This is a genomic window from Candidatus Poriferisodalis sp., from assembly GCF_965203655.1.
Lineage (GTDB): Bacteria > Actinomycetota > Acidimicrobiia > Acidimicrobiales > Poriferisodalaceae > Poriferisodalis.
The window spans coordinates 967,832-983,948 of record NZ_CBDBDD010000009.1 but is presented as its reverse complement, the minus strand read 5'-3'; the positions used below and the strand labels follow the sequence as shown (position 1 = coordinate 983,948).

The 16,117-nt window shown below is 67.2% G+C and carries 13 protein-coding genes; 4 read left to right on the top strand and 9 right to left on the bottom strand.

The genetic code is table 11. From position 1 onward, the window contains the following. Positions 1 to 13: 13 nt before the first annotated feature. The 5 genes from ACOGW9_RS15805 to ACOGW9_RS15785 form a co-directional block, all read right to left on the bottom strand. Positions 14 to 1,210, bottom strand: a complete 1,197-nt coding sequence (locus ACOGW9_RS15805; protein ID WP_419912943.1) for an ATP-binding protein — start codon at positions 1,208 to 1,210, stop codon at positions 14 to 16. Positions 1,211 to 1,503: 293 nt separating this feature from the next. Continuing rightward, complete coding sequence (locus ACOGW9_RS15800; RefSeq protein WP_419912941.1) at positions 1,504 to 2,712, bottom strand: CaiB/BaiF CoA transferase family protein; 1,209 nt, start codon at positions 2,710 to 2,712, stop codon at positions 1,504 to 1,506. Between the two features lie 4 nt (positions 2,713 to 2,716). Beyond that, positions 2,717 to 4,432, bottom strand: a complete 1,716-nt coding sequence (locus ACOGW9_RS15795; RefSeq protein WP_419912939.1) for an N-acyl-D-amino-acid deacylase family protein — start codon at positions 4,430 to 4,432, stop codon at positions 2,717 to 2,719. A gap of 71 nt (positions 4,433 to 4,503) precedes the next feature. After that, complete coding sequence (locus ACOGW9_RS15790) at positions 4,504 to 5,454, bottom strand: glycosyltransferase family 2 protein (protein WP_419912937.1); 951 nt, start codon at positions 5,452 to 5,454, stop codon at positions 4,504 to 4,506. 29 nt (positions 5,455 to 5,483) lie between these two features. Beyond that, positions 5,484 to 6,836 (bottom strand): sugar transferase, encoded by a 1,353-nt coding sequence (locus ACOGW9_RS15785; protein WP_419912935.1) that lies wholly within the window; start codon positions 6,834 to 6,836, stop codon positions 5,484 to 5,486. 142 nt (positions 6,837 to 6,978) lie between these two features. Between ACOGW9_RS15785 and ACOGW9_RS15780 the strand changes: the two genes are divergently transcribed. Further along, complete coding sequence (locus ACOGW9_RS15780) at positions 6,979 to 8,574, top strand: hypothetical protein (protein ID WP_419912933.1); 1,596 nt, start codon at positions 6,979 to 6,981, stop codon at positions 8,572 to 8,574. A gap of 29 nt (positions 8,575 to 8,603) precedes the next feature. On the opposite strand, the gene galE is transcribed toward ACOGW9_RS15780, so the two are convergent. Continuing rightward, the gene (galE, locus tag ACOGW9_RS15775; RefSeq protein WP_419912931.1) at positions 8,604 to 9,611 is read right to left on the bottom strand and encodes a UDP-glucose 4-epimerase GalE; all 1,008 of its coding nucleotides are present in this window, start codon (positions 9,609 to 9,611) and stop codon (positions 8,604 to 8,606) included. A gap of 213 nt (positions 9,612 to 9,824) precedes the next feature. On the opposite strand from galE, the gene ACOGW9_RS15770 reads away from it, so the two are divergent. Then, positions 9,825 to 10,955 carry a DUF3048 domain-containing protein gene (locus ACOGW9_RS15770; protein ID WP_419912929.1) on the top strand — a complete coding sequence of 377 codons (1,131 nt, stop codon included), beginning with the start codon at positions 9,825 to 9,827 and terminating at the stop codon, positions 10,953 to 10,955. Between the two features lie 49 nt (positions 10,956 to 11,004). Here ACOGW9_RS15770 and rsfS read toward each other — a convergent pair whose 3' ends face one another. Both rsfS and ACOGW9_RS15760 read right to left on the bottom strand, forming a co-directional pair. Further along, positions 11,005 to 11,331, bottom strand: coding sequence for a ribosome silencing factor (gene rsfS, locus ACOGW9_RS15765; RefSeq protein ID WP_419913114.1), 327 nt, complete (start codon positions 11,329 to 11,331; stop codon positions 11,005 to 11,007). Between the two features lie 95 nt (positions 11,332 to 11,426). Then, on the bottom strand, positions 11,427 to 12,020 hold the full coding sequence (locus ACOGW9_RS15760; protein ID WP_419912927.1) for a nicotinate-nicotinamide nucleotide adenylyltransferase: 594 nt from the start codon (positions 12,018 to 12,020) through the stop codon (positions 11,427 to 11,429). A 356-nt stretch (positions 12,021 to 12,376) separates the two neighbouring features. Between ACOGW9_RS15760 and ACOGW9_RS15755 the strand changes: the two genes are divergently transcribed. Both ACOGW9_RS15755 and ACOGW9_RS15750 read left to right on the top strand, forming a co-directional pair. Next, positions 12,377 to 13,243 carry a sigma-70 family RNA polymerase sigma factor gene (locus tag ACOGW9_RS15755; RefSeq protein ID WP_419912925.1) on the top strand — a complete coding sequence of 289 codons (867 nt, stop codon included), beginning with the start codon at positions 12,377 to 12,379 and terminating at the stop codon, positions 13,241 to 13,243. After that, positions 13,221 to 14,639, top strand: coding sequence for a class II 3-deoxy-7-phosphoheptulonate synthase (locus tag ACOGW9_RS15750; RefSeq protein ID WP_419912923.1), 1,419 nt, complete (start codon positions 13,221 to 13,223; stop codon positions 14,637 to 14,639). Before ACOGW9_RS15755 ends, ACOGW9_RS15750 begins: the two co-directional genes overlap by 23 nt. Positions 14,640 to 14,657: 18 nt before the next feature. Here ACOGW9_RS15750 and ACOGW9_RS15745 read toward each other — a convergent pair whose 3' ends face one another. Further along, a complete protein-coding gene (locus ACOGW9_RS15745; protein ID WP_419912921.1) occupies positions 14,658 to 16,094 on the bottom strand; it encodes a vWA domain-containing protein in 1,437 nt (478 codons plus the stop codon). Positions 16,095 to 16,117: the final 23 nt, after the last annotated feature.

Below are 16,117 nucleotides of genomic sequence, written 5' to 3'. Positions count from 1 at the left end.
GGCGGCCGGTAGCTCATCCCCAGAGACCACATATCGGCACGGCTTCGATGTTCTCGCCGAGTCCGTACCGCTGCGGTCCCGTGTGAAACACCACTCCGCCGGCGAACTCGTCAGGAGCGAGCTGCTCGCGCAGCCATTCGAGGTGCCGAGCGTCGCGCCGAGTGGGAGCGCTGCTGGATTTCACCTCGAAAGCCGCCACGCGGCCATCGAATTCCGCGACGAGATCGACCTCGTGATCGCCTCGCTGCGTGCGCAGGTGATGCAGATGCACCATGGTCTGCGAGGCCTCGGCTTCCGCCCGCAGCTGGGCTGCCACATAGGTATCGAGCACACGCCCGCGGGCGTCGGCATTGTGCTGAAGGGTCTTGTGGTCGATGCGTGCCAGCCAGGCGGCGACACCTGAGTCAGTCAGGTAACGCTTCGGCATCGCGACCAGACGCTTGAGCCGGTTCGTCCGCCATGCAGGCAGGTCATCCACCAAACGCAGCGTCCGCAGTACGTCGTGGTAACCAGCGGCGGTGCGCACGTCGAGCTTCGCTGCGCTCGCAAGTGCGGCGTCCGGCACGACGCCGGCCGTATGCACTGCTAGCGCCCGCAGATAGCGGGTCAGCCGTTCCGGCGTGCGCCGCCGTCCGGGGCCGGCCTCCAACTCCCCCAGATCGCGTGAGGCCGTCGATTCCACATAAGCCCGCATCCATCGGTCACGCCGACGCTCATCGGTTGCCTCGATGGCGTCGGGAAAGCCGCCTGCCAGCGCTATCTGCAGGTAGTCGAGAATGCCCGGCGGCTCGGGAGGCAAGGCGAAGCGGCGGTCGCTGTCCCAGCGGTCGAACAGCGTTCGTTCCGCGGCGTCGCCGAATCGCTCGCGGCCCGTGAGCGGCCACAGCTCAATGTTGAGGAAGCGGCCCGTGCCGGGCCACGATCCGACGGTGAGGTCGTTACGGGCCGAGCCCGTGATGATGTAGCGACGGGGTCCGCTTCGGTCCTCGTCTACTGCTCTCTTGACTGCACCCAGCACCTCAGGGGCGTGCTGCCATTCATCAAGCAGCAACGGGAACGGCCCGATGGAGATCGCTGCGTCAGGATCCTCAAGCGCAAGGCCTCGCTGCCCGGGCCGATCGAACCGCAACGCCGCAGCGGCATGGCGAAGCCCCGTCGTCGTCTTGCCGACAGCCCGCGGCCCGGTGACGAGCAGCGCGGGCCAGTGCATCAGATCATCGGCAAGCAGCCGATCCGCGATACGGGGAATGTACTCGGCGATACAGCGAGCATAGCTGGCAATGGGCCATTTATGCAGTTTTTCGCAGGCTAATTCATGTGTGTTTACGTAGATCTATTCCTGCCAGATTTCGCACTCGTCGCCACGCTCTGCGGCCCACCCAGTCAGCGATGCTCAGGCCGGCTGCGCAGGCCCGAGCTCGATCAGGTGGACTCCGTCGTCCGACCAGAGCAAGTGTTCCGTGACAGGTCGGTTACCGTCGCCAATGCCTCGGCGATTTGATCTCAGCGGACGGCGCCGGCGTCGCGCAGGGCGGCGATCTCGTCGGGCTGCAGCCCGAACTGGGCCAGGATCTCGTCGGTGTGCTCGCCCTGGGCGGGGCTGGGCCGCCGGATGTCACCGGGCACCCCGTCGATCTGGGTGGCGTTGCGCACGATGCGGATGTCACCCATCACCGGGTGATGCACCGGCGCGGCCATGCCCAGGTGCTGAACCTGCGGATCGGCAAATGCCTCGGCCACGGTGTTGACGCGCCCGCACGGGATGCCGACGTCGTTGAGCCGCTCCACCCATTCGTCGCAGCCCGCGGTGGCGAGCTGCTCGCTGATGAGCTTGTTCAGCTCGGTGCGGTTGGCTGAGCGCAGCTTGGTCGACGAGAACCGCTCGTCGTCGACCAGGTCGGCGCGGCCGATCTCGGCACAGAACGCCCGCCACAGCCGCCCGCCGGGCGCCGCGATGTTGATGTAGCCGTCCGCCGCCTCGTAGGTGCCCATGGGGATCATCGTGGGATGGTCGTTGCCGGCCTGCGGCGGGTCCTCCCCTGCCACGGTCCAGCGGGCCGCCTGGAAGTCGAGCATGCCGATCATCGATTCGAGCAGCGAGGTGTGCACCCAGCGACCCTCGCCGGTGCGGCCTCGCTCGATGAGGGCCACCAGCACGCCGATCGCGAGCTGCAGCCCGGCGGTCACATCGCTGATCGCCACGCCGGCCCGCACCGGACCGTGACCGGGCAGCCCGGTGACCGCCATCATCCCGCCGAGGCCCTGGGCGATCTGGTCGACACCGCCGCGTGTCGCGTACGGGCCGTCCTGGCCGAAGCCCGAGATCGAGCCCATCACTAGCGCCGGATTCACGGCGTGCAGCGTGTCCCAGTCGAAGCCCAGCCGGTACTTGACGGTCGGTCGCAGGTTCTCGATCAGCACATCGGCTGACTGCACCAGGCGGTGCAGCAGCTCGCGGCCCGACGGGTGCTTCAGATCGATGACCAGCGATCGCTTGTTGCGATGGATGTTGAGGTGATCCGGCGAGGCCTCCCGGCCTTCCTCGAAACCATCGATGGGGGCATCCACCCGGATGACGTCGGCACCCCAGTCAGCGAGCTGGCGCACAGCAGTGGGCCCCGCACGCGCGATGGTCAGATCCAGCACCGTGATGCCGGCGAGGGGAGGCGTCTCGCTCGCCGGATCGTCACCGGTATCGGTCGGGGCGCTCACTGGCTCAGCGATGCGCGGGGTCCGCCTGGGTGCCACGCACGAGCCGCCCGGGACGGGCACCGGTGAACTCGCCATCGGCCGACACCTCGGCTCCGGCCACAAACGTGTGCCGGTACCCCGTCGAGCGCTGGATCAGGCGCTTGCCGCCGCTCGGCAGGTCGTACACCAGTTCGGGCCGGCCCACGCCCAGCGCGTCGAAGTCGACGATGTTGATGTCAGCTCGATAGCCCGGAGCGAGCAGGCCGCGGTCGGCCAGCCCGTACGCGAGCGCGTTGCCACGGGTCTGCTTGTGCACAAGGAACTCCAGCGGCAGGCCCTCGCCCCGGCTGCGGTCCCGGGCCCAGTGGGTCAGCAGGTACGTCGGATACGACGCGTCGCAGATGGTGCCGACGTGCGCCCCCGCATCGCCGATGCCGCAGATCGTGTACGGATCGGCCAGCATCTCGCGAATCACGTCCAGGCTGCCGCCGGTGTAGTTCTCGAAGGGGTAGAGCAGCAGGTTGTCGCCGTCGCCGTCCGACAGCAGGTCCAGCGCCAGCTCCCACGGGCTGACACCCAGTTCCGCTGCCCGCGCGGCCACCGAGGCGCGGGGGTCGGGCTCGTAGTCGGGCACGTCGCCGAGCTCGAAGGCGCGGGTGAGCGCATAATCCATCCACTTGCTGAAGCCGTCCACCGGCCGGTCCTCCACCAGCGCCCGCCGCAGCGTCTCATCGCTGCGCATGCGGGCCGCCCGCTGCGGCGTTGGCAGGTGCGCGATGTCGCGGTAGGCCGGGTGGTTGCCGAAGGGGTTGACCGACACGTCGAGCCCGAGCAGCACGCTGATCGGGCGGCAGCCCACCTGCCCGTTCGCCAAGACCCCGTCGGCGTTCGCTGCGTGGATCTCGGCCAGGGTTTCCCGCCACAGCTCCGGCGCGTTGTCCACCTGCAGCAGCAGCACCGACAGCGGCCGGCCCGACAGCTCGGCTGCGGCCCGCAGCGTTTCGAACTCGCCCGGCCCGAAATCGGAGTTCACCTGCAGCACCCCGGCAGCGGCGCGCTTCATCGCACTGGCGACTGCGGCGAGCTCAGGATCGCCCGCCGACAGCGACGGGGTGAGGCGGCCGTCCGCTGCCTTGTGCTTGGTGGTTCGACTCGTGGTGAATCCGAGTGCGCCGGCCTCCAGCGCCTCGGTGACGAGATCGGTGATGCGGTCGAGCTCAGGCGCAGTGGGCACCTCGGCGTGATCGGCGCCGCGCTCGCCCATAACGAAGAACCGCAGCGCGCCGTGGGGCAGCTGGCTGCCGACGTCCATGACCCTGGGCGTCGCATCGAGCGCGTCGAGGTACTCGGGATAGCTGGTCCAGCAGAAGTCGATGCCATCAGCGAGGACGGTGCCCGGAATGTCCTCGACGCCTTCCATCAGGTTGATGAGGTAGTCCTCGGTGCCCGGATGCACGGGAGCGAAGCCGACGCCGCAATTGCCGAAGATCGCCGTGGTGACGCCGTGCCACGATGACGGTGTCATCTCGGGATCCCAGGTGGCCTGCCCGTCGTAGTGGGTGTGAATGTCCACCCAGCCCGGCAGCACGAGATGGCCCTCAGCGTCGATCTCGCGCCGACCTCGGCCGCTCACTTCGCCGACTTCAGTGACTACGCCGCCGTCAATGGCGATGTCGGCTGTGCGGAGCGGGTCACCGCTTCCGTCCACGACAGTTCCGTTGCGGATCACGACCTCGGCCATAGGAGTGAGCGTACTGAGTGCCGCGGGACAGGTCCCGGGCCGCTTGCGGTCTCCGAGCACGTCGGCCGGGTTCAGCGGCCGCGGCGCCTGCCGACGAGGAAGCCCATCCCCCACGACAGATGCATGACCGTGAAGGCCGCCGCTGCCTGGAGTCGATCCCCGAACGCGGGCAGGCTGCGCCGGAGCCGCAGCGCCGCCACGGCACAGGAGCCGAGGTATGCGGCCGGTATCAGCCCTCCTCGCAGGCGACCGCGAAGCAACTCGATCGCAGACAGCACGAGTCCGCACACCAACGCAGGCGCGGCGAGCTGACGGGGTTGCACCGAACGCGGATGGCGACCGATCACCACGCGCTTCCAGGCCCCGTAGTCGAAGTACTGGCGGGCCAGACCGTCCCAACTCGATCGCGGCAGGTAGTCGACCACGAGGCTGGGATCCAGCCAGACCACGCGGCCCTGTTCTCGCAGGCGCCAATTCAACTCGTAGTCCTGGTTGCGCTCGAGCGACTCGTCGAAGCCTCCGGCAGCCGCGAGTGCCGCTGCGTCGAAGACCCCGAGATAGACGGTGTCGACCGGACCCTCCTGGCGACCGCGCCGGAAGTGTGCCGGGCCGCCCCCGAACCCTGACGACATCGCCGCAGCAATCACGCGGCTCAGGCCGGATTGTCCCGCCGGCCGTTGCACGCCCCCCACGTTGGCTGCCCCGGTGCGGGTCAGCGTGGCCACCGCCTGCTCGACGTAGCCGTCCGGAAGCCGGGACTGCGCATCGACACGCACGATGACCTCACCCCGAGCAGCCTGGATCGCGGCGTTGAGACCTGCCGAGGTCGTGCCTGCCGGGTTGGCGACAACCCGGGTAGGCCACGAGCAGATCGCCTCGGCAGCCGCTTGCTCGGTTCCGTCGGTGCTGGGTGCGACTGCGATCGCCACCTCAAGCGGTCCCGAGTACACCTGCGCGCCGATGGCATCAAGACATCCCGGCAATTCCTGCGCGCAGTTGCGGGCCGGAATCACCACTGTCACATGCGGCCCTTCTGCCGTACTGGCAGTGTTCACCGGGCGTTGCGGCGAGCCATGACGACGAGGCTCTTGGCCATGATCTCCCAGTCGAGCACCGGTGACCAATTCACGACGTATTGCAGGTCGTGTCCCAGCTTGTAGCCGGGATCGGTCTGGTAGTGACCCTGCGTCTGCGCCAGACCGGTGATGCCGGGCGGAACATCATGGCGCCGGCCGTAGCCGGGAATCTCCCGCTCCAGCCGTGCCACGATCTGCGGCCGTTCGGGACGGGGCCCCACAATGGACATCGACCCCCTGAGCACGTTCCACAGCTGCGGCAACTCGTCGAGCCGGGTCCGCCGGAGCCATCTCATGCCGGGAATCACCCGCGGATCGTTCACTCGCGCCAGCACGGGCCCGTTGCGTTCCGCGTCGCGAGTCATCGTGCGGAACTTCAGGAGCACGAACGGGACTCCCCCGCGGCCCACACGCTCCTGGCGATACAGCACGCCGCGGCCTGCCCGGGCGCGCACGTACGCGGCGACCGCCGCAGACAGGGGCACAACGATCGGCGCTGACCCCGCCAAGTACGCCAAGTCGAGCAGCCGCTTGAATCGCAAGCGGCACTGTGGCAACGCATGCTCCCGCAGCGCGACGAAGGGCATGCCGCCGATCTGGCGACTCCGCTGCAGACCAAGGAGCGTGTCAGCCGCGGTGACCCGTCGATAGACGCCGACCTGCCGCAGTTCGAGTTCGCCGAGCGGTTCGGGATAGATCGTGTCGAGCGGCTGCCCCGAGAGCAGCAACAGATCCGTAGCCCCGACTCGGTCCACCTCGGCGCACATGCTCGAGCTGAGGTCCCCGCCGACCGTCAGACTGCCGGCGATCACCGCGTCGCGTTCGTTGTCTCCGAGGTGCTGCTTTGCGGAGTCGATGTCGTCGTTCGTGCCGACGAGCAGCATCCGCGGCTGTCCGAAGCGCCGCAGCCGTACACGCCGGGCCGCCCAGCGGTTGAACGTGATGAGCATGCTGGCTGCGACGGCCAGCACCACCAAGTTGCCTCGTGGCATGAGATAGCGGCCGGCGAGCAACGTCACCGTGGCATCGACACCCACCGCCATGAACGTCAGCAGCGTTGCCCTCGGCAGCCATGGCCGATGGCCGAGGCGCTGCTCGTATTCGTAGAAGCCTCCGAAGTAATAGACCGTCATGTGCAGCACGGTGGCGACTGCGAATCCGATGAAGTAGTGGCTGCGCGGGTAGGTGGGCCAGTCGACGCCGAACCGGACCACCGTGATCGCTGCCATCAAGGTGAACAGCGTCACCGCGTCGATGAGGTACAGATGCCGGAAGCCCGGTCGGGCCGGTGCGTTGCCGTTCCAGCTCTGCGGCGCAGCTGACGTCACGGGAGGTTCATGGCAAGTAGGGACATGGCGCTCGGTGTGCGGCATCCGGCAGCCGGTGCCGTCCGTCGACTGCAATCGGGCCGATACTACGCTGCGCCTCTTCGTACGGTGGTAGCGACCACCGCGAACCGAAAGATCCCTCATGACACGCCGAGGATCTCTCACCCGCCTGTGCTCGGGCTGGACCGTCGTAGCGCTCATCTGCATCGGCGTGTTCGCCCTGTGGGCCCCAGACCTCGACCTGCCGCTCGGCAACAGCGACGACGGTCGCATCTTCGGCCGGGCGGGCATCCAGGCCCGCAACTTCTGGGATCTCGGCCCGGTGGAGTCTCGCTTCGGCGCTCGGACCGATCCCTTCATCCGAGCCGAGTACGAGGTGCCCCCACGGGCCGAGCCTCCCCTCGAAGCCGTCACCTACGCGCACCACCCGCCGCTGAAGCAGTTCCTCACCATCGCGTCGGTCGGAGCGTTCGGCGACAGCCCCGCAGCGGTGCGGATCACCGACTTCCTGTTTGGCGTCGCGACGGTGGCCTTCCTGGCTGCTGTTCTGCGTGCGGTCAACATGTCGTGGGGGCCCACGCTGCTCGCAGTGCTGGCGATGGTGAGCACCGGCTTCTTCTTTGTGTATGCCCGCATGGGCATCAGCTTCTCGATGATCTTGGCACTGACCGCGGCGATCGCCTGGCTGCGACAGGCGACACACCCGCCGCGTTGGGCGCTGGTGGGCGCAGGCGTGCTCGCGGCGCTGACGGCGATGCACTCATGGATCGCCGTTGCCTCGCTGGCATTGCTGCTGCCGTGGCTGTTCATCGGCACGATGCAGCAGCGGCGCAACGAAGCTCACGGCTGCCCCGCTGCAAGCACCTCGCCGCGAAGCATCCCCGACTGGATTCGCCTCGGGTGGTCACCCGGCTTGACCGCTGTCGCATTCGGCGCAGTCGCCGGCGGTTTGCTGACGGCTGGATGGCTGCTGAACGCAACCGACATCTCCGAGCTGAGCGAGCGCGTGGCGTTCCGCACCGGCAACGACGTGTCGACGGCAGCCGAGCAGGCCCAATTCACCTTCGGCGAATTCCTCCGGCGCCAATGGACGTTTGCCAGCCACGAGCTGCTGACGTCGTGGTGGCTTCGCCTGCTGTTCTTCCCAGCGCTCATCGCCGCGTTCGTCGACCGCCGCACCCGAGGACCGGCACTCGTCACGCTCGCTGTCGCGGCGTCGCTCACGTTCGCCTTGCAGCAGGGCGCGTGGATTCACCGGCTGTGGAACTTCCCTTGGGTGGCACCCACGGCGATCGGTGTCGCGGCCCTTGCTGATGCCGTGCGGCGTGGCCTGCGCGGCTGGGCAGCGCGGCTGCGAGTGCCACTGGGTCTGGCTGCTGCGACAGTTGCCTTGGTGACGTTGGCGCTCGTCGCCACCGGTTCCACTCGCGACTTCTACTTGGATCGGCCCGCCGATGCCGGGGCAGTGCTCGAGCGGGCACGGGCAGCACCGGAGGTCGCCGAGACCGAGCTGGTGTGGTTCACCTCCGGCATCTGGACTCCCCGCTGGATCGCGTACTACCTCGATCGACCCGCCTGGATGCTCGACAAGACCACGCTCGATGACGTGATCCCGACCGATGTGATCTTGGTGCGCAATGACCGGGTTCCCAAGTTCGTTCCCCCATCGGCGATGGCCGAGCCGCTAGCCGCGGGAGAGGACTACACCCTGATCACCGCGGCCGCCCTATTCGAGTGATGCAGCTCGAGTGATGCACTCGCCTAGCGTCAGGCACCCATGTGGTGCCAACGCTGGGCGAAGTTCCAGTGGTCGGTCAGCATCTGAGCGAGGTCGCGTCCTGGTCGCCATCCCAGCTCGACATGTGCCCGACTGCAGTCGGCCCACGATGCCGCAATGTCGCCCGGCCGGCGACCGGAGATCTCATAGGGAATCTGGCGCCCCGTCGCCTTGACTGCTGCGTCGATGAGCTCGAATACGGTCGTGCCCACCCCGGTGCCCAAGTTGAAGATGCGGCTGGCTTGCTCGCCGAGATCGGCGTCGATCGCCGCCACATGACCCTCGGCGAGATCAGTGACGTGAACAAAATCGCGGATGGCCGTGCCGTCACGCGTCTCGTAGTCGTCGCCGAACACCCTCAACCGCTCCGCAGAGCCTTGGGCCGCTCGCATGACCGCAGGAACGAGATTCTGAGCGGCCGCCAAGGGCCGCTCGCCGATGCGGCCCGATGGATGGGCTCCGACAGGATTGAAGTAACGCAAGATCACCACGCGCATGCCCGAGGCCGCCGCGGCATCGGTGAGGATGCGCTCGCACATCAGCTTGGTTTCGCCATAGGGGCTCTGCGGTGCGGCCGGAGTCTCCTCGGTGACAGGCAACGCTCCGGCCCTGCCGTACACCACAGCCGATGAGCTGAGAACAAACCGCTCGATGCCCCGCTCGACAGCGACCTCGGCCAGGCACAGCGTGGACACCAGGTTGTTCCGGTAGTAGCGCAGGGGGTCCACGAGTGACTCCGGAACGCTCTTGCAGGCTGCGAAGTGCACGATCGAATCGACATTGTGATCGTCGCACAGCTGCTCGACGGTCGGGCGATCAGCGGCATCGCCTTCGACGACGAGCAAGTCCGGCGTCGTCAACAGCCGCAATTCGTCGACGACATCACGCCGAGCATTGGAGAAATCGTCGAGCACCACGACGTTCCGTCCCGCAGCATGCAGTGCGACCACGGTATGGCCGCCGACGTATCCGGCACCGCCAGTGATCAGCGTGGTCATGGGGGCAGTGTGCCACCCTCCCGCGAGAGCCGACCGGTATGGTGAATGTTCGGTCGGATGGCCGCGGTGGCCCTGCTGCAGATGTCGAGGAGCAGATCTTTGGAGCACGTCCGCGAACCGTTCGCCACAGACCGTCGAGACGCGGTCGGGGCGCAAGGCAACGCCACCAGTGCTGTGCCGATGAGCGACAGGCGCGGTGCCCTAGGGGGCAAGATGAGCCGCCTCCTGAGATTGGCACCTGGGCTCGGCGCCTTGGTGATGCTGGCGGCATGCTCACAAGTGAGGGTGCTCGAGACGGCCGAGCCCGAGCCCACCCCGACCACCGCGTCGACGGCGGCACTGCAGGTCGCACCCACGAGCACCGTGACGACGCCTACGGAATCAGCAGCGGCGACAACTCAAGCGCCGACCACCTCTGCTGTCACCACCGAGCCCGCCACCGCGACGACTGCGGCGCCCCTCCACACCGCACCGCTGACCGGCCTGCCGACTCCCGGCGAGATCGTTCGGCCGGCAGCAGTGGTGAAGATCGACAACCATCCGAAGGCCCTGCCGCAGTGGGGCCTCAACATGGCCGACGTCGTCTATGAAGAGATCGTCGAGGCCCGCCTCACCCGGTTCGCAGCCATTTTTCACTCCCGCAATGCCGACATGGTCGGCCCTGTCCGATCGGCACGCACGGGCGACTTCGCACTCCTGTCGAATCTCAACCGGCCCATATTCGTGAATTCGGGTGCCAATGACTACACCGAGCGCGCGCTGCGCAGCGTCGATGCGGTCAACGTCACCGACGGTGGCTCGCTCGACAATGGAGTGTTCGAGCGCTCCGGTGCGAAGAACCCCCCGCACAATCTCGTTACCGACACGGCAAGCATCTATTCCGCAGCGGCCGAACTCGGCCGGACGCCGCCCACCTACTTCCGATTCCGGGACGAAGGAGAAGCGCTGCAACGGGCCGATGTCGTCAGCGGCGTCGATATCGACTTCGGTCAGATCGAAGCGTCGTACCGGTGGGACGCCGCGCTCGGTGGTTGGGTCCGCACCCAGAACGGCAGCGCTCACACCGACTTTGACGACATCCGAATCGCCCCCGAGAACGTGATCGTGCAGTTCGTGCGCTACCGCCAGAGTCCGGCCGACCCGCTCACCCCCGAGCCAGTGCTGACCGGCAGCGGCGTGGCGTGGATCTTCAGTGACGGGCACTTCGTGCGGGGAACATGGGAGCGCCTGTCCGAACGTGACGTCACCGTGTTCCGATCAGACAACGCCGTGATCGTCCCTCTCACGCGCGGACGCACGTGGATCGCACTCGCTCGGGAGGACACTGCAACGCTCGTGCCCTGATGTGCGCGGGCATGGCTCCGCTGCAGCGACGCCTGCCGCTGCTGGCGGCTCAGCCGAACTCGTGGCGGGGCACGTCGGACCACAAGCGCTCGAGGTCGTAGTACTCCCGGGTGGGCTCGTGAAACACGTGCGCGACGAACTCCCCGAAGTCGAGCAGGATCCACTTCGCGTCGTCCAGTCCTTCGGTGCGTATAGGGCCCTCGCCCCCGGTCGCCTTCACGTGCTCTTCCATCAGCTCGGCGATGCGTCGTACGCGACGTACATTCGGCGCGCTCGCGATGATGAACCAATCGGTGATGGCCAGCACGTCACCGACATCAAGCGCTACGACGCGTTCAGCGGACATCTCTGCCGCTCCCTCGACGGCGGCGCGCACAAGCGGCGGAGGGACAGACGCCTCGCTCTCGGCTACCGGCTTCAGAGCGTGCCCCCCGCCGTTCGCCGGGGACGCCTGCTGAACCGATGCCACGGTTACGCAGAATAGAGCTTGTGGTCCGCGATGTAGCTCATGACGGCCAGCGGCACCAGGCGGGCGAGGGTTGCCTCGGCCTCCGGCCCGCCGGGTCCCTGCAGCAGCTCGCGGACCCGAGTTCCTGACGCCTCCAGCGGGTCCATGAAGACCGAAATGGTGCGCCAACCGTGCAGGCGAGCAAGGGACCCACCGGTCGGCTGGATCACTGCAATCGTCACGCGCTGCGCGAGCTCGCGCGCCCGATGCCATGTCGACAGACCGGCGGCCGCGGTTGGGCCCATGACCAGCACGGTTTCGCTGCCGTCACGTTCGAGTTCAGTCACCGTGTCGATCGTGTAGGTGGACCCGCCGCGCGCCAGTTCGATATCGCTGACCTCGATGCCCGCTATTGAGTCGAAGGCCAGGCGTGCCATCGCCAACCGGTGGCCAGATGGCGTCACGGAACGGCGTCGGGATTTCTGCCACGGGTCGTTGGCGACGACGACATGCAGGCTGTCAGTGGCGAGCTGGTCCCTCGCCGCGATCGCAGCGGCGACGTGTCCCACGTGAGGAGGGTCGAACGTGCCTCCGAAGATCCCAAGTTGCGGCGGCACCGCGGCAGTGTAGAGTCGCCTGTCACAACACATAGTTCGTGCGCACCGAGGCGCAGCTGAGCCCAAAAAGTGGGCCCTCGGGTGCGCCGGTTTGCGCGCGCTAGGCGCCATGTGCTACGTTTGATCGTCCGCTCAAAGCAGTGCTGTGCAGGGCCCGACATCTCGGGTCGTGCATCGTGTGCGGGCGTACAAGCGAATTTGGCTCCGCCACAGCGGCGGCGTCACGCCTGCGCCGGGGCTGTTCAGGCCTGGCAAGGGCAGAAAATACCCGGTGCCCCCCACCGGGTGGCATGCCAGGGCGGCATGCAACCGAAAGCGAAAAAACCGGCTGCCCCCTGCCGGTTGGAGCGTGTGTGATGGATTCCGTTGGCCAGTATCTGAATGAGATCGGTGCGGTCGCTCTGCTGACCGCCGAAGACGAGCGCATGCTGTCCCAGCAGATCGAGGCCGGCCGCGACGCACGCGAGCGCCTCGACAGCGACGAGGAACTGTCGGTGGCAGAGCGGCGCGAGCTGCGCAAGGCCGTGCAGACCGCTGCTGCTGCACGCGACCGTTTTATCCGGGCGAACCTCCGCTTGGTCGTGTCGATCGCGCGGCGCTACCCGCTTCCCCCCACGCTGGAACTGCTCGACCTGATCCAGGAGGGCAACCTCGGCCTCGAGCACGCGGTCGAGAAGTTCGACTGGCGGCGCGGCTTCAAGTTCTCCACCTACGCGACGTTCTGGATCCGCCAGTCCATCGGACGCGCGCTGGATCAGAAGGGCAGCCTCATCCGCCTGCCGTCGGATCGCTCCGCGACGCTGCGTGCTGCGCTTCGCCACAACGGCGGCGACAGCGACTCGCTCGACGACGAGAACGCCTGGCTGCAGCGGATCAGCACCCCGACCTCGCTGGACAAGACGGTCGGCGATGACGGCGACAGCGCGCTCATCGACCTCATCGGCGATGATGCGCCGGGGCCGGAGCATTTCGCCATCGAAGCGGACCGACGCGGCATGGTGATGTCCATGCTGGGCCGGCTGGACAAGCGCGCCCGCTATGCAGTGGCTCGCCGGAACGGGATCATCGACGGCGAGCAGCGCAGCTACCGCGAGATCGGCGAGGAGCTCGGCGTGACCGCCGAAGCGGCACGCCGTCTGGTCAAGCGCGCAGTCGATGAGCTGCAGAGCCTCGCCGCTGACGGCGAGTTCGTAGACATCGATGCCGACGCAGACGCAGTCTGAGCCAGCCAACGCGCCCTCGGCCGGGACCGACCCGACCGCCTCGCCTCAGCACGCACCCGGGTGGCACCCCGGCTCGTGGGCCGACCGGCCCACCGGCCAGCAGCCTGAATGGCCTGATGCTGCCACGCTGTCGGCGTCGCTGAGCGAGTTGGGGTGCAGGCCCCCGCTGGTATTTGCAGGTGAGGCGCGGCGCCTAACCGAGCTCTTGGGCCGCGTCTGCGCCGGCGAGGCATTTGTGCTGCAGGCCGGCGACTGCGCAGAGTCATTCGAGCTGTCGACTGCCGATCAGATCCGCGATCGCCTCAAGGTGATCTTGCAGATGGCTGTCGTGCTGCAGTACTCCGCAGGCCTGCCCATCGTGAAGGTGGGCCGAATCGCCGGTCAGTTCGCGAAGCCGCGCAGCCAGCCGACCGAGACCCGCGACGGCGTGACGTTGCCAATCTTCCGGGGTCACATCGTCAACGACATCGCATTCGACCCCGCCGCCCGCACCCCCGATCCGTCTCGATTGCTGCAGGCGTACAACACCTCGGCGGCGACGCTGAACCTGCTGCGGGCATTCACCCGCGGCGGCTATGCAGATTTGCGCCAAGTGCACAACTGGAATCAGGAGTTCGTGGCGTCAAGCCCCGCAGGCCAGCGCTACGAAACCCTGGCGAACGGCATCGACTCGGCGCTGCGTTTCATGAACGCCTGCGGTTTGGACACCGATGACAGCGCCATGCGGCAGGTTGAGCTGTACACGAGCCACGAGGCGCTGCTGCTGGGCTACGAAGAGGCTTTGACCCGCACCGACAGCATCACGGGCGACTGGTACGACTGCTCCGCGCACATGCTCTGGGTGGGCGAACGCACCAGAGAGCTCGACGGTGCCCACGTGGAGTTCCTGCGCGGCGTGCACAACCCGATCGGGGCGAAGCTCGGACCGACGGCGACACCCGACGAGGCGCTCGCACTGTGCGAGACCTTGAATCCGAACCGGATACCCGGCCGCCTGACGCTGATCAGCCGCATGGGGGCCGGCAACATCGGTGACGCCTTCGGGCCGATCCTGCGAGCTGTCACCGATGCTGGGCATCCGGTGGTGTGGCAATGCGACCCGATGCACGGCAACACCTACTCCACCGACAAGGGCGTCAAGACCCGCCACTTCGACGCCATCTTGGCTGAGATCCGGCAGTACTTCGCTGAGCACGCCGAGGCGGGGACGTGGCCTGGCGGCATCCACCTGGAGATCACGGGCGACGCCGTCACCGAGTGTGTCGGCGGCGGCGACGAACTGGCCCAGCACCAACTCGGGGATCGCTACGAGACGATGTGCGACCCTCGCCTCAACGGCCGCCAGTCGCTGGATCTCGCTTTCCTTGTCGCCGAGCTGCTCGCTGCCGCCGAGTAGCCGAGTTGGGCTGCGGCGCTAGGCCAGGTTGTCCACGAAGCCTTCCAGCTGGCGCAGGTTGCGGCACTCGAAGACGCCGTCGGTATAGGTCGAGTACTCGGTGATGACCGAGTCGCCGGTGTCCCAGTACGAACGGGGTTCGGGGTTGAGCCAGAACACCGAGCGGGCTCGCTTCTGGCACTCCTTGAGCACCCACGCATTCGTCGAGTGGTAGTTGTTACGTGCATCTCCCAGGAACATCATCGTCGACTTGGCGTTGACGTCTTTGCCGAAGTTCTCCCAGAACACACCGAACGCGTGGCCGTAGTCTGAGTGGCCGTCGACCCAGACGACATCGGCCTCGGTGTTCACCCGGTGCACCGCGTTGGTGATGTCCTCCTCGTTCTGGAACATGTGGGTGACCTCGTCAATGCCGTCGATGAACACGAACGAGCGCACCTTGGAGAACTGGTTCTGCAGCGCATACACCAGGTGCAGCGTGAATCGGGCGAAGGCCGCGACCGAGCCTGAGATGTCCGCCACCACGATCAGCTCGGGCTTGTTCGGGCGAGGATGGCGGAATCGGGGTTCTGCGGGCACGCCACCGTACGAGAGCGAGCGGCGCACGGTGGCCCGGAAGTCCAGCGGGCCTCGCCGCTTGTGCTTGCGCTTGCGGGCCAGCCGAGCTGCCAGCTTGCGCGTCAGGGGCTGGATGGCCTTGCGAATGTTCGCCATCTCCTCACGGCTGGCATGCATGAAGTCGACATCCTCGGGCAGCGGCTTGCGCAAGGTCTTGGCCATCGCTTCGACGCCGCGGTCAGCCACCAGCCGGCGTCGAATCTCGGCTTCGATCTCGCGCTTGAGCTGCTCGATGCGGTTCTCGAACTCCTCGCGTTCGAGTCGCTCGGCCAGCGGCGTCAACTCACCCTCGTACCGCTGCGCGGACTCGTCAACGAGGCGTTCGAGCATGCCGTCGAGGTCGAGGTTGCGCAGCGTGCGGTACAGGTAGTAGGTGCCGCCGACGGGCCGGCCAGGCTCCATGCCGGCGAACTGGGTGACGGCAGCTCGGGCCATGGCCGCCATCATCGCCTCGTCGGCGTTCAGCAGCGCCCGGAAGAGCATCTCGGCGATCTCTTCGGGGGACATGTCCTGCCCGCCTCCGCGGCCGCCCATGCCCTGCATCTGCTGGGACATCCACTCTTCGAGGCTCTCGGGATCGAACTCGCCGTTGCCGTCCTCATCGCCGACGTTGTATTCGGGACCGCGCAGCGAGAAATACACCTCGAAGACGGTCTCGAATGCCCGCCAGTGCTGCTCGTTCTTGACCAGGGTTGCGGCGAGCGCGTACTTGAAGGCGTCGCGATCCTCGATGGGGATGTGCTTGACGGCCTCCATCGCGTCGAGGTTCTCCGTCAACGAGACCGGCAGCCCCGCGTTGCGCAGCTCGCCCACGAAGCCGCTGAGCAGGTCCAGCATGATCGACTCCCGTCTGGGTCCCG